Annotated in this window: 15 protein-coding genes and 1 riboswitch; of the genes, 6 read left to right on the top strand and 9 right to left on the bottom strand. The window is 42.5% G+C overall.

Going from position 1 to position 20,765, the window contains the following annotated elements; translation table 11 throughout:
* Nucleotides 1-49 precede the first annotated feature (49 nt).
* A complete protein-coding gene (locus FSB73_RS15315) occupies nt 50-3,274 on the bottom strand; it encodes a hypothetical protein (protein ID WP_146784060.1) in 3,225 nt (1,074 codons plus the stop codon).
* Between the two features lie 178 nt (nt 3,275-3,452).
* A complete protein-coding gene (eno, locus tag FSB73_RS15310; protein ID WP_146784057.1) occupies nt 3,453-4,727 on the bottom strand; it encodes a phosphopyruvate hydratase in 1,275 nt (424 codons plus the stop codon).
* A 377-nt stretch (nt 4,728-5,104) separates the two neighbouring features.
* On the opposite strand from eno, the gene FSB73_RS15305 reads away from it, so the two are divergent.
* Nucleotides 5,105-6,244, top strand: a complete 1,140-nt coding sequence (locus tag FSB73_RS15305) for an AI-2E family transporter (protein WP_146784054.1) — start codon at nt 5,105-5,107, stop codon at nt 6,242-6,244.
* 107 nt (nt 6,245-6,351) lie between these two features.
* Here FSB73_RS15305 and FSB73_RS15300 read toward each other — a convergent pair whose 3' ends face one another.
* Both FSB73_RS15300 and ligA read right to left on the bottom strand, forming a co-directional pair.
* Complete coding sequence (locus FSB73_RS15300) at nt 6,352-7,044, bottom strand: Rossmann-fold NAD(P)-binding domain-containing protein (RefSeq protein ID WP_146784051.1); 693 nt, start codon at nt 7,042-7,044, stop codon at nt 6,352-6,354.
* 32 nt (nt 7,045-7,076) lie between these two features.
* Complete coding sequence (ligA, locus tag FSB73_RS15295) at nt 7,077-9,185, bottom strand: NAD-dependent DNA ligase LigA (RefSeq protein ID WP_146784048.1); 2,109 nt, start codon at nt 9,183-9,185, stop codon at nt 7,077-7,079.
* A 280-nt stretch (nt 9,186-9,465) separates the two neighbouring features.
* Here ligA and FSB73_RS15290 point away from each other — a divergent pair, with 280 nt between their 5' ends.
* From FSB73_RS15290 to FSB73_RS15275, 5 genes are all read left to right on the top strand, one after another.
* Nucleotides 9,466-10,071, top strand: a complete 606-nt coding sequence (locus FSB73_RS15290) for a DUF5606 family protein (RefSeq protein ID WP_146784045.1) — start codon at nt 9,466-9,468, stop codon at nt 10,069-10,071.
* A gap of 208 nt (nt 10,072-10,279) precedes the next feature.
* Nucleotides 10,280-12,013 carry a M3 family oligoendopeptidase gene (locus tag FSB73_RS15285; protein WP_146784042.1) on the top strand — a complete coding sequence of 578 codons (1,734 nt, stop codon included), beginning with the start codon at nt 10,280-10,282 and terminating at the stop codon, nt 12,011-12,013.
* A gap of 28 nt (nt 12,014-12,041) precedes the next feature.
* Nucleotides 12,042-12,590 (top strand): alcohol dehydrogenase catalytic domain-containing protein, encoded by a 549-nt coding sequence (locus FSB73_RS27285; RefSeq protein WP_317132801.1) that lies wholly within the window; start codon nt 12,042-12,044, stop codon nt 12,588-12,590.
* Complete coding sequence (locus FSB73_RS27280) at nt 12,578-13,078, top strand: zinc-binding dehydrogenase (protein ID WP_317132800.1); 501 nt, start codon at nt 12,578-12,580, stop codon at nt 13,076-13,078. Before FSB73_RS27285 ends, FSB73_RS27280 begins: the two co-directional genes overlap by 13 nt.
* 18 nt (nt 13,079-13,096) lie before the next feature.
* Nucleotides 13,097-13,744 carry a DUF1990 family protein gene (locus FSB73_RS15275; RefSeq protein WP_146784039.1) on the top strand — a complete coding sequence of 216 codons (648 nt, stop codon included), beginning with the start codon at nt 13,097-13,099 and terminating at the stop codon, nt 13,742-13,744.
* Nucleotides 13,745-13,848: 104 nt separating this feature from the next.
* Here FSB73_RS15275 and FSB73_RS15270 read toward each other — a convergent pair whose 3' ends face one another.
* The 5 genes from FSB73_RS15270 to FSB73_RS15250 all read right to left on the bottom strand — a co-directional run bounded on the left by FSB73_RS15270 (nt 13,849) and on the right by FSB73_RS15250 (nt 20,695).
* Nucleotides 13,849-14,967 (bottom strand): DUF5074 domain-containing protein, encoded by a 1,119-nt coding sequence (locus FSB73_RS15270; protein WP_146784036.1) that lies wholly within the window; start codon nt 14,965-14,967, stop codon nt 13,849-13,851.
* A gap of 47 nt (nt 14,968-15,014) precedes the next feature.
* A complete protein-coding gene (locus FSB73_RS15265; RefSeq protein ID WP_225974055.1) occupies nt 15,015-15,911 on the bottom strand; it encodes a hypothetical protein in 897 nt (298 codons plus the stop codon).
* Between the two features lie 39 nt (nt 15,912-15,950).
* Nucleotides 15,951-17,087: a YncE family protein gene (locus FSB73_RS15260; protein WP_146784033.1), complete on the bottom strand. Its 1,137-nt coding sequence runs from the start codon at nt 17,085-17,087 to the stop codon at nt 15,951-15,953.
* Nucleotides 17,088-17,090: 3 nt separating this feature from the next.
* Entirely contained in the window at nt 17,091-19,217 is a 2,127-nt protein-coding gene (locus FSB73_RS15255) for a TonB-dependent receptor plug domain-containing protein (protein ID WP_225974840.1), read from the bottom strand.
* A 167-nt stretch (nt 19,218-19,384) separates the two neighbouring features.
* Nucleotides 19,385-19,586, bottom strand: a riboswitch (cobalamin riboswitch).
* Nucleotides 19,587-20,170: 584 nt separating this feature from the next.
* Nucleotides 20,171-20,695 carry a T9SS type A sorting domain-containing protein gene (locus FSB73_RS15250; RefSeq protein WP_158639573.1) on the bottom strand — a complete coding sequence of 175 codons (525 nt, stop codon included), beginning with the start codon at nt 20,693-20,695 and terminating at the stop codon, nt 20,171-20,173.
* Nucleotides 20,696-20,765 lie beyond the last annotated feature (70 nt).

Here is a 20,765-nt window from a genome sequence, read left to right as displayed (position 1 = left end):
CAGGCTATATCTGCTCAATAAAAATTCAAAATAGCCACTTAAAGCTTCACTAGAATATTTTGATGGGCAGGATCACTTCCCAGTTATTTTTTATTGGGAAATTCTGGTTCAGTATATGGTTATAGCGGAGTCCTATGGTAATAGGATATTGATTGCCAATATTCATATCTGCATAAACAGTTCCTCCTACAGAGCCGTAGCTCGCCCTTTTATCCACGTTATCGAATCCATAACTCTGGTCAAAATACAGGTTGCCACGAACCCTGAAAAAATAGGCCATGCCCGCAAAACCAAAATCAGGATACCATAAAGGCAGATCATAATCCCAACCAAACTTCCACATCGTTTTAAAGGCAGGCCTGCTATAACCTCTGGAAAAAGGGAAACGGCTGTTATAACCATAAGTACCTGCCGTGTCTCTATTTTGATAAGCGAGATTTAAGCGAAGACTATGGGTTTGTAATAGACCAGGCAAATAAATAGTCGTACTATTCATCCACTGTCTGGCTCCCTGGCCATCGAGAGGTGTATTCATTTCTGTATAACTATTAAGGCCTAATCTGGGATAAAGCTGCCGGGTGGCCTGCCGGGCATAAATGGAAAATTGAGCCCTGCTGTATAAATAACGGATCTCAGTTAAGGCCGCTTCTGGTTTTGGTGTAGGCTCCGCCCAGTAAAGGTTACTTTGACTAAGGGCTGTAGAAAGATAAAGACTACGCGACCACCTGCCACCGGTAAAACTTAAAGGCAACTGAAGTCCTAGCTGACTGGTGAGTTCCTTATAGGCATATTGATTGCCTTTGCTGTCTGCTGCCAGATGGTTCCAGCTATAATCCACATGTATATAAGGTTCTAAGTACCAAAGCCCTAAAGTAAGATCTGCCGCTGCCTGGCTGATCTCAGTTACCCGGTTATAACTATAAGATAAGTCTGTTTTTACCGTGTTTAAGATATTTTGGCCCAATAAATCCAGACTATACACCGGATCTTCCACTGTTGGTTGCAGACTGTGAAAGTGGAAAGGATGACTAAGCAGGGGATATTTTCTATCAGCAGCTGCGTAGTGCGCTTGCTGTTGCTCAGTTATCTGGTAAGCTATGTTCGCTGCTGACAAATCAGTCGTATCCAAAAATGGGGAACTGTCCCCTGCAAATACCCGTTCATTTATTTTGTCCTTAGCATTCACTGGCTCGGGCCGCTTGGAAGTTCTGTCAACAGCCTTAGCGCTCCACCCACCCACCGGTAGGTAACCATTAAAATTATGGTTGTCCCAGGTGTCTGACTTTATGGTCGACCCAGCTGCCCTCTGCTTTTTTGGGTCGTGGTCCTGCCAGTTAAATAGTCCATAACCGCCAGCTGTTTGCAAACTAGCCACCAAATGCCCATTCGGCAAACCATAGGCCTGATGAATATCCCGGATGGCCCTGGCTATCCTGACTGGGGCGCGCTTATTTGTCTTTTTCGATGCAACACTTGTTAAATCCATCTGGAAAATTTCGGTATAGGGGTCAGATTTACCTGGATATATACTTGAAAAATAAAGTTTCCCTTTGGTAACAACTGGACTTGCAATTAACCGGTTGCTATAGGGTAGTAGTATTTTTACTGGTGTAGACGAGCTGCGATCCTTCCCCGTCTGAACATAGCCCAGCCCCATCTGACCATTGGATTTACGCATAATAAAAACCAGGGCAAGGCTTGTGTCCGCATTATAAAAAGCCTTATTGTCTGATCGGAAAAATTTAGGATAATCGTATAACACTCCCTTTGGTGCAACCCATTTTTGCAGCACATTGCCATTTTGATTTAAAATGGCAATGGCCGAGCGGCCGTCCGGGTTTCTTTCACTGGCCGCGATCAAAAACGCGCTTTCGCTTTCGCTTGGGTTTCGCTTTTGACGATTACCAGCCTTTATTACCTCAGTAACATCTGGGGTAAAATACCGTCCCTTACGAGTGATCCTTTTTCTTCTTCCTGTTTTTATATTGAGCACCTCCAGATCGCTATATTCTTTATAGGCCCATCTGGGATCCGTCTGATAGCGCGTATAAACAATATAATCTGCATTATAACCAAAATAGCCGTCTCTTGATATGGGCGCCAGTCCCAGATCATATTCCATAGGTGAACCGTTCTTTTCATTCAGGTACACAAACCGGCTTACAGATTTACTGGGTTGTTTTAGGGCAATAACGCCCTGACCCAATCCCGGCTCCAGATTATTATTAGTCTTAGCAAGCGCTCCATCTGTCAGGTTGCTGGGATAAGGATATAAATAATCGACCACTTCCTTTGCAGATGGGGCCGTTAGACCAATGATAGCTTCCGTCGTATCTTCTATTTCGTGCAATGGCCGTGGGATTATCCAGTTTAAACTGTCAAAATCATTTAAGTAAGCCTGGAAGGCAGCTTGCCTGAATGATTTAAAAGAAACACCGCTATTGGTTTTGATCGCTTTTTGAAAAGGATAAAACAAGCCTTTATAACGGGCAGCATCCAGGATGACTTTTCCCCAAAAATCTTCTCCATAATTCTTATACCCATAAGCCACCAGGATATATCCCAGGTTATAATGGCCGGGGATGTAATCCTTATAAGAACCGTTACGCCATTTCTGGTAATTATAATGTCGGCCATCCCTTTTAAGCATGGGATAAACATTCATAAAACGCGGCAGCCTTCCCCGGCCCTCGGTACTATGCAGGGTTTCACTATAAACAGCATCGCCTTCAAAAAACCAGTTGGGCACTGCCATATCGCTTAACAGCGACCTGGCATTGTCACCGAGCAGCATATCCACCACCCGCGTAACACCTCTATTGATATTATTATATTGCAATACATGCCTGTATTCATGCAGCGCAAGTGTGGAGGCCCAATCAATGCTACCCAGATCCATTACATCTCTAGGGGCTGACAAATAAAATTCACTTCTATAGGGCCCCAGTCCGACATATCCATTGCTGTTGGAGGTTTCGGTTTGTAATACAACAGGGATATTTTCCAGTCGGTCTCCTAACCGATAGGTGCTCGTCCGTTGTAATCTTTGTATGAGCGCCGCCACCCTAAAAGCAGTACTGTCTGCACCTGTAGGGTATACAATATTGACACTGTCCGTTTTAAGCTGCCGCCACCTCAAGGTGGGCGGATTCCCTCCAAATTGCTGGGCAGATAGAGAAAAAGTACCTGCCATGAATACCAGTCCTAAAACCAGCCGGCGGACAGGTATTTTACGGTCTGGATAGTGAATGCAGGACAGCAGTTTGCAATACATGAATAATTTTATAAAATCTACGATCATTACCGGGCATTGGTCCATTAAAAGTCAGCTTGTTTATTTATTTAAGTGACTAATTGAACTTAATTTACAGTTGCCCGCCAAAAAAAAAACCCGGCAGGGTTTGTTTTAAAAACACCCGCCGGGTTTAAAGATATTAAATATTTCGCTAGAACTATTTACCAAACAAGTCTGGAAAGATACCATCAGTATCCAATTGCTCTTCAATACGGATCAATTGATTGTATTTAGCGATACGGTCTGTACGGCTGGCAGATCCGGTTTTGATCTGTCCGCAGTTCAGGGCAACAGCTAGATCCGCAATAGTGGTATCCTCTGTTTCACCGCTTCTGTGGCTCATTACAGTAGTATAACCAGCGTGTTGTGCCATTTGTACTGCTTGAATGGTTTCAGTCAGTGTACCGATCTGGTTTACTTTGATCAGGATGCTATTGGCAATCTGATTGTCAATACCGCGTTTTAAGATTTTGCTATTGGTGACAAACAGGTCATCACCTACCAGCTGAATCTTATCACCCAAGGCTTCGGTCATTTTTTTCCAACCGTCCCAATCTTCTTCGGCCATACCATCTTCAATGGAAACGATCGGGTATTTATTAACCCATTCTACCCAATAAGCGACCATTTCATCGGCGGTCAGTTCTTTGCCACTGCTCTTATAAAATTTATATTTCCCGTCTTTATACATTTCGCTGCTGGCAGCGTCCAGTGCAATAGAAACGTCTTCTCCTGGTTTATACCCAGCAGATTTGATTGCTTCCAGTACCGTTTCGATGGCTTCTTCATTGCTTTGGATATCCGGTGCAAAACCACCTTCATCTCCCACATTTGTGCTGTAGCCTTTCTTTTTCAGAACGGATTTCAATTCATGGAAGATCTCTGTGCCCCAACGCAGCGCTTCACTAAAAGAAGTGGCGCCATGTGGAACGATCATATATTCCTGATAATCGATTTTATTATCAGCATGAACACCACCATTAAGGATATTCATTAAAGGTACCGGTAATACGCTGGCGTTTACACCGCCGATATAGCGGTAAAGTGGTAATCCAGCTTCCTGAGCAGCAGCTTTGGCCACTGCAAGTGATACTGCCAGGATCGCGTTAGCGCCCAATTTGCCTTTATTGTCCGTACCATCGATTTCCAATAATTTCTTATCAATACCCACCTGATCAGAAACACTCCATCCAACCAGTTGTTCTGCAATAATATCATTTACATTAGAAACGGCCTTTAAAACGCCTTTACCCAGATAAACGCTTTTATCTCCATCGCGCAGTTCAACAGCTTCATGGATACCGGTGGACGCTCCAGAGGGAACGGCAGCACGGCCCAGAATACCATTTTCGGTTAATACATCCACTTCTACCGTCGGGTTACCGCGGCTATCTAGAATTTGTCTTGCATGAATATCGGCTATAAAGCTCATATCATTAAATTTTTACAAGTATTGAAAAGAATTTGACTGCGCAATGTTATTATTTTTTTGCTAGACAGAAAAATAAATAAATAAAATTTCACATACGATTGTTAGTTATAACAGGTATGAATTTCAGGGGTTATCATAAAATAGTCTTCTGATTTTCTTATCCAAAAACATGATATTCTGAAATTTTTCATAGGTGAATGTCTGGTTTTCAAAACAAAACAGCCCTTAAATAAATTTAACGAGTCCTTTTATTATTGCACCTATTTTATCTTATTTATCCATGATTAATCCTATTTTTACATTAAGCTGTTGGGACTATAGCCCATTTAGCTTTACCCTTAAAACCCTATACAATTACACTTAGTAACTAAAACTACATGGAAAAGATAAGTACAAATCTGATCAAGCAGGTTGTACTGTTGATCCTGATTACCTTTATCGGTATTGAGATCATTGTACAGCTGAAATATTTTCTGCCGGGCTTCTTCGGCGCCATTACCTTATATGTACTGTACAGAAGCTGGTATTATAAACTCATTGAGCAAAAGCACTGGAAAAAATGGGCCGCAGCCCTGGTTTTAATCCTGGGCAGTATTATATTAGTGGTTTTGCCGATATTTTCGCTTATTAAAGTATTGATTCCAAGGATCAATCAGGCCATAGAACAGGCGCCGACTATTACCGGTAAGCTGACACATACCCTGGATCTGGTCAAAAACCATTTTCCCTCTCTGAATGTCTCCAATGAGACGATCCTTGAAAACTTCAAAAAACTGGCGGCTTATATTCCCAAAATCCTCAATGCCACGGCCTCAGTTGTTTCCAATCTGGCAGTCGCCTTTTTCATCTTTTATTTTATGCTCATGGGCGGCAGAAAGATGGAAGAAAAGCTTGAATCCTTTTTGCCACTCAGCCAGCAAAATAAGTCTACGCTCTGGCAGGAAACCAGAAATATGGTGGTATCCAATGCAATCGGCATTCCTGTACTAGCCGTATGCCAAGCCTTACTTGCGATCTTGGGTTATTGGATATTTGGGATCAAGGAATTTATATTCTGGGGACTTTTAACCGGCGCTGCCTCCATTATACCCGTTGTAGGCACCATGATCGTCTGGGTACCAATCTGTATCATTACAATGGCAGGTGGAGAAATTGGTATGGGACTTGGGTTATTGGCCTATTGCGGGATTGTTGTGTCCAACAGCGACAATGTCCTGCGCTTCGCCCTGATGAAAAAATTTGGTGATGTCCACCCTTTGATAACCGTTTTTGGGGTCATTTTGGGTCTGCAGCTATTTGGACTCATGGGACTTATATTCGGCCCCTTGATGATCGCCTATTTTCTACTACTCTGCCAAATTTATAAATTTGAATACGGTTCGGGCAGCAGACAAAACAATAAAAAAGGCGCTATAAAACACAGCGATACTGCAGCAGCCACGGGGGCCATGCCTTTAGCGGAAAAGAAAAAACTGGACAATCAAAAGGATGAAAAAGACAGGGATCGGGCAAGATAATAATTAAATTAAAATAAATAACAACCGAGGCAGATCACTGTTCAAAGAGCGCTCCCCGAAATCCCATTGAGCTGCTTATCGCTTCATGCATGGCATGATTTGTCAGTTTATTTGGCAGCAGCGGCCTTTCTTATATCACTTACTTCATAGACGATTCTGTCAAGGGGTTGATAAACGCAGCTGATCATGGCCTGGCTAAGTTCTTCCAACCGGCAAAAGGAGCCTGGAAAACATACGCGTAGCAAAGGAAACAGCCAACTAAAATATTTATAAAATCCAAGTGTGTGTTGATTACCAGGTGTAGGACGGATAAAACTTGGCCTGAAACAACCTACTTTTTTAAATGGCAGCCGGTCAAGTGCATTTTCTGTCTTGCCTTTGACACGGGCCCACATAATGGCACCCTTTTCTGTGCGGTCTGTTCCTTTGCCGGATATATAACAAAAACACAGCTGCTGGTTGATTAAACAGAGCGTCTTTGCAAACGCCATGGTTAAATCATAGGTCAATTTTTTATAGCTGGCTTCAGTTTTTCCCAAAGAAGTCACACCCAAACAAAAATAACAGGCATTGTATCCATCCAGCTCACCCGCAATCTTGGACAAATCAAAAAAATCCTGATGGATTATTTCTTTGAGTTTTGGGTGCGTTATTTTGCAGGAGCGCCTGGTAATGACCAGTACAGCCTCAACATCTTCCCTTACCAGACAAGCCCTTAACACCCCTTCTCCTACCATGCCGGTCGCACCTGTGATAATAGCTCGTATGGGGGCCTTGGGCAGAGAAATGTCTGTTGTCATATATTTTTTATTTAGTGCAAATTCTTAAAAAACTAAGGTCGCGGTTCATTCACCATGGTGATAAATTCTTGTTCGGATATAATATTCACTGTATTGAGCTTTTTGGCTTTTTCCAGTTTACTACCAGCCGCTGCACCTGCTACCAGGTAATTGAGTTTTGCTGATACGCCACTTAAGATTTTACCACCTTTGGCCTCGACCATAGCCTCCGCATCATTTCTTTTGAGATGTTCCAGTGTACCTGTAAACAGAAAAGTAAGGCCTTCAAAAGGACTTGTTCCTTCCTGCTGAAGCGTCGTTTTCTGCCCTTTAAAATTAAGTCCCTCAGCTTCCAGTCGTTGTAAAAGAGCTATACTCTCGGGCGCCTGGAAAAATTCATAGATGCTGCCCGCCACTTTAGGACCGATATCTTCCAGTTCCATTAAGTCCTCCTGGGAAAAATCTTTCAATTCCCAGAGTGCCGCCACTTTTTTTGCCAGCACTTTAGCGGTAGTTTCTCCCACGAATCTGATACCCAATCCAAAAATAAGTCTGTATAAGGGCTGCGTTTTACTTTTTTCTATTGCCGAGACCAGGTTTTCCAGTGATCTTTTCCCAAAGCCTTCCAATTGAGCGATACGTTCCAGATCGAGCGAATAGATTCCAGGAATGTCTTTTAGAAAACCAAGCTTATAAAATTTGCGCACATTTGCTTCTCCAAATGAACGTATATCCATGGCATCTTTACTGACAAAATGAATCATTCTTTCCACGACCTGCGCCTCACAGTAAGGATTAATACAGCGCCAGACGCTTTCTCCCTCTGGTTTATGGAGTGGCGCCTGACAGACTGGACAATTTTCAGGGAATACAATGGGGGTCTCCGTTCCCTTTCGCAGTTCGGTCAAAGCTTTGACAATATTAGGGATCACATCCCCTGCCCTTTCTACCAGCACCTGATCCCCTATGCGCAGCTCCTTTTCCTTAATAATATCCTCATTAAATAAAGAGATGGAACTTATTGTCACACCACCCAGCGCCACAGGTGTTATCTTTGCCACAGGGGTAATGGCGCCAGTTCGGCCCACCTGAAACTCCACTGTTTCAATGGTGGAGGTTGCCTGGCGGGCTTTAAACTTATAGGCCATGGCCCATCTGGGATGATGAGAGGTCATACCTAATGCTTCTTGCAGCGCAATGCTGTCAACTTTGATGACCATACCATCAATTTCATAGGGCAGACTGTCACGCATGGCTTCAAAATCGCCTACATGGGAGATGACGGCGTCCATGGTGTCAAAGATTTCGCTTTCTTTGGTTGGAGATCTGAGTCCACACTTCCAAAGCAATGCCAAATTACCACTATGGGTATCCAGCAGCTGTGTAGGCTTTTTACCTTCTATCAGTACGACACTGCTGATATGATATAAAAAGGCGTCTAGTCCCCTATGCCTGACAGCAGCCGGATCTTTTAAGCGCAGGCTCCCGCTGGCCGCATTGCGTGGATTGGCCAGCACTTGCAAACCAGCTTCCGTCTGTTTATCATTGAATTTTTGAAAAGAGACTTTACTCATCATGACTTCACCCCTGATTTCTATTTGCTGTATGCCGTAGGTTGCAAAAGGAGCACTTAGCGGAACGGATCGGATCTGGCGTATATTGGCCGTTACGTCTTCGCCTTCAATCCCATCCCCTCTGGTGACAGCTCTTATCAGCTGATCGTCTTCGTACAATAAAGAAATGCTGGCACCGTCAAATTTAGGTTCTACTGAGTAACGCAGGTGCCCACCTTTACTGGCTTCCTGCACTTTTTTGTCCCAATCCACCAAATCGGCGGCATTGTATGAGTTTTCAAGGGACAGCATAGGCACCAGGTGGCGTATTGTCTCAAATTGCCCGGTTAGATTCGCTCCGACACGCTGCGTGGGGGAATCGGAAGTGATCAGGTCTGGACGGGCCGCTTCATAGGCTTCCAGCTTTTTATACAACCGGTCATATTCTTCATCCGATATCAGTGGATTATCGGCTACATAATATCTGTACTCATGAAAACGTAATACACGTCTGAGCGCATCTAATTCATTATCTGTAATGGTTGTGGCAGCTTGTAAGAAGTTGGCACTCTGGGCTTGTAAGGTTTTTATCTGATCTGGCGTATACATAATCTACTACTGTATAAATAATTTATCTGGGTGTTTAGCAAGGCAATGTTAATTAAAATTTACGACTCTTAAAGCCATTTTAGCTACCTTGACTGGATAAAAAATACCAGTATACACTGCATTTTGACGGTCTGCAAATTTTTGATAAAAGCCTATGGCGAAATGACTAGATTTTAGAATTGATAATCAACATATTACAAACACTTCAATAGCATCTCTTTTCAAATTTGGCTTTCTTGGCGCACTTAAGTATTTTCGCAGCCTTAAATCAAACTATCAAATGGAATACAACAAGATTATTTCCGTCACCGGGCTTGGCGGCCTTTTTGAATTAATCGGCAGTAAGGCAGATGGCGCCATCGTACGTTCTTTGGAAGATAAAACCACTAAATTTGCCTCTTCCAGGAGCCACCATTTTTCCCATTTGGAAAGCATTGAAGTATACACGATCCGTGAAAATGTCAATTTGATCGAAGTGTTCAGATCCATGCAGGCAGCCGGCAGACCCATTCCAGATTATAAAGATATTGCTGCTGTCAAAGCTTATTTTGCGGAAGTATACCCAGATATGGATTTTGAAAGAGTCTATACCAGTGACTTGAAAAAAATGGTTCGTTGGTATAATATTCTGGTAGACAACAAGATCAGCCTGGAAAGCGAGCAGTCGTCTACTGATGCAGTTGTTGAAGAAGTTGAAAGTGCTCCTGCACCAGCCACTGAGCAGCAAGCGCCTACGCAAGAACAAAAAACTAAAACACCTAAAAAAGCGGCGGCAAAGAAAACAAAAGAAGACACTGCAGCGGTAACAGAGGCGGCAAAAGAAGCACCTGCCAAACCTAAGAAAAAGGCGGCACCTAAGAAGAAAGAAACGAAAGAAGCAAAGTAAACAATAGCAGCATCTGAAAATGCCGGCAGGCAATTAGATATTTGCTAAGAAATATTTCCCCAAGCGTAAGCAAAAGGTTAAAACCTTTTCCTTGCGCTTTTTTTGTGGTATTTTTGACAAAGGATTTTAGAAAAATTAAATATGAATGATTGATTTTCAATTAGAAGCATATTTAAATAAATTTGTAACAATTTAAAACGTTTTATATATGGCAAATGCGCTACCAACTGCGGATATCCAGAAATTACCCAGACATTATTTACCTAAGGATTTTACGGTGACCACCTGGGATACGCTGGAACCCTTTTTTAAAGAACTGACAGAGCGCGTGGTTAATAGCAAAGTAGCTCTAGAAGGGTGGCTAAAAGATTTAAGTGAACTGGAAGCCGTGGTTAGTGAAGATGCCTGTTGGCGTCAAATCAAAATGACCTGCGATACAACCAATAAGGAATTGGAAGATGCCTTTACTTATTTTTGTATGGAAATTCAGCCCAAATTACAGCCTTATTCCGACCTGTTGAATAAAAAGCTGATTCAGTCTCCGTTTGTAAATCAGTTGGATCAAACACTTTATCATACTTATCTAAGAAGTGTTCGCAGAAGCATTGAACTTTTCCGTCCTGAAAATATACAGATCCAGGCAGACCTAAGCGTCCTGCAACAGCAATACGGCACCATTGCCGGTAAGATGACCGTAGAGGTAAAAGGACAGGAATATACCCTGCAACAAGCCGCTAAGTTTTTGGAAAACCCAGATCGAGATCTCAGACGGGATGTGTATATGAAAGTACAAAGCAGGAGGCTACAGGACAAAGATGCTTTCAATAACTTATATAGCGAACTAATCCAAAAAAGACAGCAAATTGCCCTAAATGCCGGTTTTGAAAATTACCGCGATTACAAATTTGCTGAACTAGGCCGCTTTGATTATACAAAGGATGCATGTTTTCAGTTTCATGAAGCAGTTAAACTTCATGTACTACCACTGGTGGACCAGATCAATCAGTATAAAAAGAAAAAGTTAGGGTTAGATGATCTGCGGCCCTGGGATCTGGAGGCAGAACCTGCCGGTACCGAACCCTTACATCCTTTTAAGGATGGAAAAGATCTGCTCAAAAAAACGGAAGCCTGCTTTGAAGCCCTGAATCCTTTTTTTGCAGATTGTCTAAGAAAAATGGATGAATTAAAACATTTCGATCTGGAAAGCAGAAAGGGCAAGGCGCCCGGTGGATACAACTGTCCATTATCTGAAAGCGGTGCACCTTTTATCTTTATGAATGCAGCCGGCCAGATGAGTGATGTAACCACCATTGTGCATGAAGGCGGTCATGCCATTCATTCGTTTTTGGCGCACCCCTTGCCGCTCAGCGCATTTAAGGAATATCCGATGGAAATTGCCGAGGTCGCCTCCATGTCCATGGAATTACTTAGTATGGATCACTGGGATGTATATTTTAAAGACAGCGAAGAGTTACGCCGGGCCAAGATCCATCAATTGGAAAGAGTCATTACCATTTTCCCCTGGATCGCCATTATCGATAAATTTCAGCACTGGGTTTATGAAAACCCTACGCATACATTGGCTGAGCGAGAAGAAAACTGGTTGAAAATATTAAATGACTTTTCTTCGCCAGTCGTTAATCAACAAGGGCTGGAAGATTTTCGTGCGACCAGTTGGCAACGCCAGTTACACCTATTTGAGGTACCTTTTTATTATATTGAATACGGGATCGCACAGTTAGGTGCTATTGGCATGTGGATGCAATACCAGCAAAACCCTAAACAGGCGCTCGATAACTATATCAAAGCCTTAAGCCTGGGTGGCACAAAAACGCTTCCTGAACTCTATGAAGCTGCAGGTCTCAAATTTGACCTGTCTCCTGCCCATATCAAAAAACTGATGGATTTTGTCCATGCCCAGATGCAGGCTTTGCTGGATTAATTATTAGACATTAAAAAAAATTAAAATCATGATACCCGTTAAAGGTTACGCTGCACACAATGAAAAGGATCCACTTGGCCCCTGGAACTTTGAACGCAGAAATGTCGGGGCCGATGATGTTGAAATTGATATTTTATTTTGTGGCATCTGTCACTCGGATATTCATCAGGTAAGAAGCGAGTGGCGCCCCGGGATCTTCCCCATGGTGCCCGGCCATGAAATCGTTGGCCGCGTGGTCAGTTTGGGTGAGAACGCCCGTAATTTTAAAGTAGGCGAACTAGTTGGTATTGGCTGTATGGTAGACAGTTGCCACGAGTGCCCGAGTTGCAAGAGCGGTCATGAACAGTTTTGTGAAAAAGGTGAAACTGTCTGGACTTACAATGGATTAGAAAGAGACAAGAAAACCCCTACGTATGGAGGCTACTCCAATAAAATAGTCTGCAATAAAGATTTTGTGGTACATGTTTCAGAAAAACTTGACCTGAAAGGTGTCGCACCACTACTTTGTGCAGGCATTACGACTTACTCCCCATTAAAAAATGGGGTATTGGCAAAGGCCATAAAGTGGCTGTTTTAGGTCTGGGCGGATTGGGTCATATGGCGGTTAAATTTGCTGTTGCCCTGGGCGCGGAAGTCACACTACTGAGCCGTTCAGAAAGCAAAAAAGAGGATGCGAAAAGACTGGGTGCACATAAATTTTGCAATACCCGCGAAAATGATCAGGTGGCACCGCTCAAGCGTTATTTTGATTTTATTATCGACACGGTTTCTGCACCGCATGATTATGACTGGTACATGTCCCTGCTGAAAGATAATGGTGTTCATATTTGCGTTGGTTTGCCTCCAGGTGGATTAACCCTAAAAGGCATTCCCTTCAATAGAGCGATTACCGGATCTTCCATCGGCGGTATCCCGGAGACTCAGGAAATGCTGGATTTTTGTGCGGCACATAATATCACTTCAGATGTGGAAGTCATAAACATCAATTATGTTAATGAGGCCTACGAAAGAGTACTGAATAGCGATGTACGCTACCGGTTTGTCATAGATATGGCCACGCTTTAAGCTAAAAAGTATCCGCTTATGAAACTGTTTTGTCTCAGCCAGCAAAGGCGGTTTGGTGTGCTTTTAGAAAAATTTAAACAAAAGCAGGTGCTGGCCTGTCGCCATGAAGCATTGAAGGAAAAAGTTTCTGTGACCATACTTTCAGAAAACACTTCTGACAATCAAACAGACAACCAACCAGAAAATCAAAAAAGCAAATTAAGGGATAATCAAATAGCCATTCAAGATATACAACTTGAATGGCTATTTGATTATCATATATTCCCAGAAAACATCCTGCTGCCAGCCACTCAATGGCAGGTTGAAGGCAGAAAGATTAAAGCTGGCGATATCATTTTGCAGCAGATTAATTTTCCCCCGTTCAGTCGTGCCCCCTTAAAAATCATCTGCGCTGTTAAAGTCAGCCAACTTATCGATGAACCCCACAAAAGAGGATTTGCCTATGAAACCCTGCAGGGTCACGTTGAAAAGGGCATTTCCGTTTTTACTGTCGAGCAATTGACTACGGGTTCCCTTATCTTCAAAATACAAACATATTCAACCCCCGCCACCTGGTTTGCCAGATTACTGGCACCTGTTTTTTCTTTGCCGTATCAGGCCTATTGCACCAGGGCAGCACTGCAAAATGGGCTAAAATCTTTTCAGAAAGCCTGCAATAAAGCCTAATGGCTGTAAATTGAACTAACATAGCTCTATTCACCAACCATTAGGCTTTATGTATTTTGTCAGGCTGAATCTTGTATAGCTAAGACAAAGACGATGACGATGACTTAAGGGTAGAAGACAATATTTGCCGGGAAATAAATATGGCCATACTTAATGGATTTGACCAATTCACCAGTGGCTGCATTATAAAAACGCAGAAAATTACTGTCTGATTCTGTATATCCGGTAATAGACCAGGTTACGATCTGATCATTTTGCTTGTCATAGGCCAGACCAGTATTATAAAAACTTTCCCCAGCCGGTAAGGTAATAAAAGGCGTATTTAGGGAACTGACATCTCCCTTAATGTATTTATAAATGGTATTACTGCCATAACCTGAAGTTGGCGTGGCAATATAAAACACTGCATTTTCTTTGGAAGAGCTGACCAGACATGGCGGGTTATAGGTATAATTATTCACCCAGATCGGCTGGTTTAATTTAATTTGCGTGGTATCCTGGTTTGCCGCATTGATACTGACCAGAAAATTGCCACCAGCACCATAAATTTTACCATCTGGGGTGGTAACATAACCTTCCGTAGGCCCGTCAAAATGGGAGACTAAACTCCAGTCACTTATTTTAATGATATCTACACCGCCATTATCACTGGCTAGCAGATATTCACCGCTGACAAATAGTTTTTTAATATTACTACCTGTAAAAACTGGATCCTGGCTAACAGTTAAGGCATTTAAGTCAACGGAGTAGATCTTACTACCGCTGCTTACAACAGCCGTCTGGCTATTTAAGGCGGCCATGGACCTAAAATCCGAACCTTCCAGGGTAATCTGTCCCACCTGTTTTAGGGTTGCAGCATCTGCCACTGTAATCGGACCGCCCGCTTTTGATATCAGAAATAGCCTGTCACCGATCAGCACGCCATCTTCCAAAGTAGCCGAAGTGGTTGTTGGGGCACTGCCCTGATTGGCAGTGCCAAAAGCGCGCTGCTGCAGCGTATCTGCACCGTATGCGTAAAAATTAACACTACCGGGCTCCTTACCATACCAACCTTCATTTAAGATAAAGAACCCATTAGCATAAGGCCCCTTTGGCGCGGTAATTTTTTGATCATCCTTATTGCAGGATGAGATGACCAACGCAGCCAGCATGACCACCATTAAGGATTTACCCCATCTTTTTAAGTGTCCGGCTTTTAAATTGATTTTTCTTTTTTGTATCATTTTATTTTTCTGTTTGTTTTAAAATCCTATTAATTGAAGTTGATATTTTATTTTAACAAAGAAAGATCTCCCACACTGGACAGCTCCGTTGACTGTTCTCCCAGCCAACCCATATCTTTCATGACACCTGTCTGAATCATGATAAAGTCAATCCCTTTGAGCTGCACCAATTGCCCGTTCTGATCCATAGCACTACTGATATCCAGCGAATCTCCCCCATCTGCAGTAGCGATATTATCGGCATAACCATAATCGAAAGGAGTACTGGTTATAAGAGTCGCATTATCCGTATTAATATTCGTGTCAGGCAACTTGCTCCCTTCCAGCGTGTAGCTATCCTCCGTAATCCAAGAAGGAAAATAGGACTGTTTATTAAAGGTATTGGCCTTTACAAAACCGCTATTGCCCTGATTGTCTTCCCACTTAACATCTACGGCCTTATCCCCTGCTTTTGGATTATAATACGTTACTTTATAATTCCTTTCATAACCTGCACTGCCATAAGCACTGCCTTTAAGTTCATACCAGGTGTCATCTGGCTGACCGTTACCATTGGCATCAAAACTCACCCAGACAATGCCTGGTTCTGCATTGTTATGGGCAGCGTTCCCCATTACCAACAGGTCCTCTCCTGCCTGATTTAGGACTGTGTGATCAAAACCAAGAACAATCTGACCACCCCAGGCGCCCAGAGAAATGGTTTTATTTTCTGTAATCTTTTTGACCGTATTAATATCGGCAAAATCAGTATTGACAAACTGTCCGGGTGCTGGATTAAAACTAAATACAGTATCCACATAGGCACTGCTCGCATCTGTAACAGGTCTTATCCCCAGCTGGCCATCATCCTTGCTTACTGTGTCATCATTCTTACTACATGAAACCGCCACTAATGCAAGAACTATGCTTGCCAAAAACAAAAAGCATATTTGTTTTTTCATCATTATTGAATTTTATCCTTTATTATTTAACTACTATTACTTTTATTCTAAAAAGGCAATATGCCCAGGAATTTCACCTGTCCTGACTTTCCATAAGACCTCTCCATTATTTCCTATCCAGTACAAAGTGCCGGGCGTTGTATTGTCACCTGCATCAGAAATCAATATTTTATTATCAACAGGATCAACTGCCAGCGCAAAAGGAATTTTAATCAAATTCATGACATCTTCCGCTAAAAAACTGCCCTGGACGCCACTTAACGTCTTCAAATTAAACCTGCCATAATTTACCTGCCCGCTGAGTGTCCCATCCTGATTATAAGGGGAAGTGAAATAATACATGAGATTACCCTGAATGGTAAAATTTCCCAAGGGAATAGCCACCTGCTTGATCAATTTGTCTGTAGCACTATCTATTACATAAAAGCTGGGTGAGATATCCTTATAGTTGCCTCTGGCACTGACAATGATATGACCAAAGTCATCTTTTTGTACATCATTTAAATTAACACCCAGCACAATCGACTTTTGTACGTGCTCCGTAAGCAAATCGATAACAGACAGGGTTTTATCATAAATTGGCGGGCTATAGCCACCGCTGTTGGCTACATAGACCTTATCCCCTGAAACGGCCAGTCCTTCGGGCTCTCTTCCAACCGGTATTTGATTATCCAAACTGACACTGCCCGCACCGTTTAATAGGCGGGAAGTATCCACTACACCTACAAACCCCTTATAAGAGGTAATTAATACTTTACTTTTCCAAAACGCAAGCTTCCTGCAGTTATCCACTAATATCTGACAAAGCTTTACGCCAGTATATTTATCCAGTACTTCGACTTTACCAGAACCATTCACTGCTATATACAGCTTACCACCATAGATTTTAAGATCATTTCCCACATCTCCCAACCCAAGGGTAACGTCAGGATTTATACGCTCATAGATATTAAGTGCATAAGTGCCCGCCTGATGATTAAAATAATCCAGGCTAGCGTGGTTGCTCCCCATATTGCCTTCGTTGAGCAAATAAAAATCCAGCCCACCGCCATAACTTCCAGGGGCCATCACCTGGGTTGTTTCTGGTGGGATTACCCCCAGCTCCTTGCGACATCCTGCAAACAGCACCAATATGCATAAAGACAGGAACAACGGGCTATTTTTAATGACTCTTTTCATATTTTAAAATTCAAATTGCATTCCCAGCTTAAAATTTCTACCTGGCATTGGATAATTTTCAATTACATCATAGTGTTGATTTAGCACATTATCCAAAGAAAACAACAGCTTTGCTTTTATATTTTTCGCGAGCGTCCAACCATAACTTACAGATAGATCATGTGTATACCAGGCCGGGACATAACTCACCAGACTATTAAATCTCTCGCTATAACGCTCACCATCATAGATAAAACTATAGTTTACGCCAAAATGCTTATTCACAGCAGACAAGGTAAAAGAACCGCTATGTTTGGGGATATACGGCAATATATTCTTATAGGTAACAGATCCGGGGTCAGTGTAATCTCTCGCATCCTGATAAGTATATTGGAGACTGGTCAGGAAGATCCACTCAGCAATACCCCAGGAGGTTTTAGCCGTAAAATCGAGTCCTTTTATCCTGGCTAGCCCCAGATTTACCATTTGCCACCTGAAAAGACTAGTCGTGGGTATAGCTACAATCTTGTCCTGTACATTATTATAATAAGCATCTGCTTCTATAAGCAAAGTCTTTAAAAAACCCGGCCAGCTTAGAAAATAATAGAGTCCCAGATTATATTGCTTGCTGTTTTCGGGGCGTAGGGCGGTTTGATTAAATTGAGTCAGGTATAAATCATTAAAGGTGGGCATCTGAAAGCTCCTTTTATAAAAAGCCCTGAATTTAAGGGCATTTGTCTTAAAAGGCTGCCAGCTGGCGCTTAATGAAGGTGAGAATTTGCTTTGCGAAATCCAGTCATTTTTAATCTGCTGGTGATCCTTTACTGCTGTATACAAAAGATTCCCAGCAAGATGCATGCGGCCGAGCGCCAACTTACTGGCTACGGCTGCGTAGGTTGTCCACCTAGAAGGATGCGCTTTGCCATTCAAATCCATATTCAGGTGATCATAATGAAGATCTGCTGAAAAGTCTACTTGCCAGTCACTCGTAAGCTGATAAATATTGGCTCCTGAGAAAAAATAAGAAGATTGCCGGTAATGATTGGTCAAAGGCGCAGCAATGGTATCACCACCTGAGACATACAGTCTTGTAATGTCAGGATTGCTGTATTTTAAATAACTATGATTGTATTTAAACTGTAGTTTCAGATGATCATTGCCTCCTATAGGTTTTAGATAGGACGCTTGCAGATAATAATCAGACTCATCCTGGCGCTCTTTATTGGAAAACTTATTGCTGACAATGGCGCCAGGGAGCCCCATTTGCCTTCTAAACCCGTAAGCAGTCAATGATAGAGAGCTGCTGTCCTTAAATTGACCATAAAGAGAAATTCTGCCAATATATCGCTTCACATCTCCACCCTCCCGTTTTAGCGTGGTATCGTAAACGCCATTTGTATAAGTATATGGATAATTTCCCCTAGCCCTGAGCACCGAAATACTTCCCTGCATCTGCCAAACCTTACTTAACCTGGTGGATCCGTAAAATGCACCGTTTAGCAGTCCAAAAGAACCTGTTTGCAGGTTAATACTAGCTTTGGCAGGGTGTAAACTATCCAGTTGATCCAATCTGGATTCCAGGTAAATCGCATTGCTGCTGGCAAAAGCAGTCGCCGCCTGAAATATCTGACTGTTCTGGTTCTTATAAATTGAGATACTACCCAGGTCACTTAATCCATACCGTCCCAGGTCTACTTGGCCATTTTGTGCATTTTCCAGTGGCAACCCGTCTAACAATACCGCGGTATGACGGGTACCCAGGCTACGGACATTAACCGTTTTAAGCCCTCCGACGCCGCCATAATCTTTTAGTTGCACGCCGGAAAAATACCGCACCATATCTGATACACTCAGGCCATCTTGCCAGGTAGGCTGCGCCCTGGTAATAATTTGAACAGGATCGATGCAGGTAAGCACTTCGGGCAAAATAGCCGTATGCACCTTTACGTCCTGTAATTTATGGATGGAGTCTATGATAGGCTGAAGTGTATCGACCGCAAGCATAACAGCAACCTTCTGGTTCTGCCAAGCGGAGTCATTGGCAGCAGACTGCCCTACCGCACAAAAGGGGCTGGCTAGGAATAGCCCTACCAGCAGACCTAAACCTGCGGTTTGTATCCTATTTTTAACCGATTTACGCCTTAATACCATCACGACTGGATTCAATAAGCGGGCTACCGGTCAAAAAGAAATAAATAATAAGGAAAACAGCGAACATGTAAGCTACGACAACAAGCCGGTTTAGGGAACACCTAAACGCCGCGCTGCGTATATTGACAATGTGCTGCAGACCTTTCACCCGAAAGTCCATATTTAGCTAAATTTAATCGATCAGGCAGGTCTTCTGGCTTACTTTGACACCGGCACCTTCCCACCAGCATTGCTGGCAGTGGTATTTTACCGGAAAACAGACAAAAAAATCATTGTCTGCAGCTTACAGCTACGGGGATAGCGTTGGAATTGCACCAACTTCCCTTTTAATTTTGCCCTAGGGCAAAAACCTAAATCGACCGCAAAGGTACATAAATTAATTTAGGTACCTAGCCTCAAAAAAGCCATTAAACATACTTTAGATTACTTTGTTTAGGCATAGTTGTATAGGCATAGTAAAAAAATCAGGATAAGAACTACCCTTAAAGCTCTTATCCTGAACACTGACACAATTCGCTTTCCTGGAAAGGAACCGAAATCTGGTTGCGACCCGCTTAAGTTCCCTCATTTATCGCATGACTCAAATACAGTTTTTGGCGTTCTGGATATCAACTTAAACTATTATTTCTCTTCGATTTTATTTAGAATTTCAAAAAATCAAACCTCCATTCAATAAATCTTACAAAGCCAGACCTATTTAAAGAAAATCAATTTCTCCTCCATAATAAATGAATGACCCGTAAAGGAAGTAAAAATAAGCTCATCAACACCTACCCAAACGGGTAGATTTTACCCCAGGATTCATAACACATTGGAAAACAATTTCGTTTAATACTCCATTATTATTTTACCCAACCCTTTTGACGATAGCGAAGTTCATTAAAACTTGATATTTGCTTTCTGGAGGTAAAAAAGGATAGCCTAAGCTATCCTTTTTAATTTATAAGTCGGCACTACTGCTTGACTACTTTCACAATTACCGAATGCTTAGCATCTTGATAGTGGAGGATATACACACCAGCTGCCAATCCCTGTAGATCCAAAAAGCTTTCTTTTGAGCTTAATTGCTTTTGCCTGAATATTTTGCCGGCATAATTCATTAATATCACCTGCGCATTATTTGCGAGCTCTCCTTGAATTTTAAGATGCAATTCATTTTGAACAGGATTTGGAAAAGCCAACAATTTAAACTGAAGCTCCTTTGATTCTAAACGAACCACATTAGATACCGTCTGAACACCATTTTGATCCACCTGAACGAAACGGAAGTAAGTAGTCCCACTAACAACACCCGCATCATAATTATAGTTCAGTTTAGATTGCCCTGTTCCGTTTAAAGCCTGGGTCGCCACAAATCCTTGATTGGTAAATTGGACGCCATCACTGGAGCGTTGGATATAAAAGCCTTTATTATTCGTTTCCGTATAGGTAATCCAGCTTAATACAGCGTGCCCCACAGAAGAGACACTCCCAGTCAAATCCCCTGATTTTACCGGCAAGCCACCGCCTGTAGACTCAAAAGCGCCTAAATCGATATTATTATTTACA

Origin of the sequence: Arachidicoccus ginsenosidivorans (genome assembly GCF_007971385.1) — a bacterium.
Classification (GTDB): Bacteria; Bacteroidota; Bacteroidia; order Chitinophagales; family Chitinophagaceae; genus Arachidicoccus; species Arachidicoccus ginsenosidivorans.
The sequence above is the reverse complement of the archived record's forward strand: the minus strand, read 5'-3'. Positions and strand labels throughout refer to the sequence as shown.

Excerpts from the sequence above, each read along its gene's own strand:
- FSB73_RS15315 (WP_146784060.1), bottom strand. The coding sequence starts at position 3,274 with ATGTATTGCAAACTGCTGTCCTGCATTCACTATCCAGACCGTAAAATA.
- eno (WP_146784057.1), bottom strand. The coding sequence starts at position 4,727 with ATGAGCTTTATAGCCGATATTCATGCAAGACAAATTCTAGATAGCCGC.
- FSB73_RS15305 (WP_146784054.1), top strand. The coding sequence starts at position 5,105 with ATGGAAAAGATAAGTACAAATCTGATCAAGCAGGTTGTACTGTTGATC.
- FSB73_RS15300 (WP_146784051.1), bottom strand. The coding sequence starts at position 7,044 with ATGACAACAGACATTTCTCTGCCCAAGGCCCCCATACGAGCTATTATC.
- ligA (WP_146784048.1), bottom strand. The coding sequence starts at position 9,185 with ATGTATACGCCAGATCAGATAAAAACCTTACAAGCCCAGAGTGCCAAC.
- FSB73_RS15290 (WP_146784045.1), top strand. The coding sequence starts at position 9,466 with ATGGAATACAACAAGATTATTTCCGTCACCGGGCTTGGCGGCCTTTTT.
- FSB73_RS15285 (WP_146784042.1), top strand. The coding sequence starts at position 10,280 with ATGGCAAATGCGCTACCAACTGCGGATATCCAGAAATTACCCAGACAT.
- FSB73_RS27285 (WP_317132801.1), top strand. The coding sequence starts at position 12,042 with ATGATACCCGTTAAAGGTTACGCTGCACACAATGAAAAGGATCCACTT.
- FSB73_RS15275 (WP_146784039.1), top strand. The coding sequence starts at position 13,097 with ATGAAACTGTTTTGTCTCAGCCAGCAAAGGCGGTTTGGTGTGCTTTTA.
- FSB73_RS15270 (WP_146784036.1), bottom strand. The coding sequence starts at position 14,967 with ATGATACAAAAAAGAAAAATCAATTTAAAAGCCGGACACTTAAAAAGA.
- FSB73_RS15265 (WP_225974055.1), bottom strand. The coding sequence starts at position 15,911 with ATGATGAAAAAACAAATATGCTTTTTGTTTTTGGCAAGCATAGTTCTT.
- FSB73_RS15260 (WP_146784033.1), bottom strand. The coding sequence starts at position 17,087 with ATGAAAAGAGTCATTAAAAATAGCCCGTTGTTCCTGTCTTTATGCATA.
- FSB73_RS15255 (WP_225974840.1), bottom strand. The coding sequence starts at position 19,217 with ATGGTATTAAGGCGTAAATCGGTTAAAAATAGGATACAAACCGCAGGT.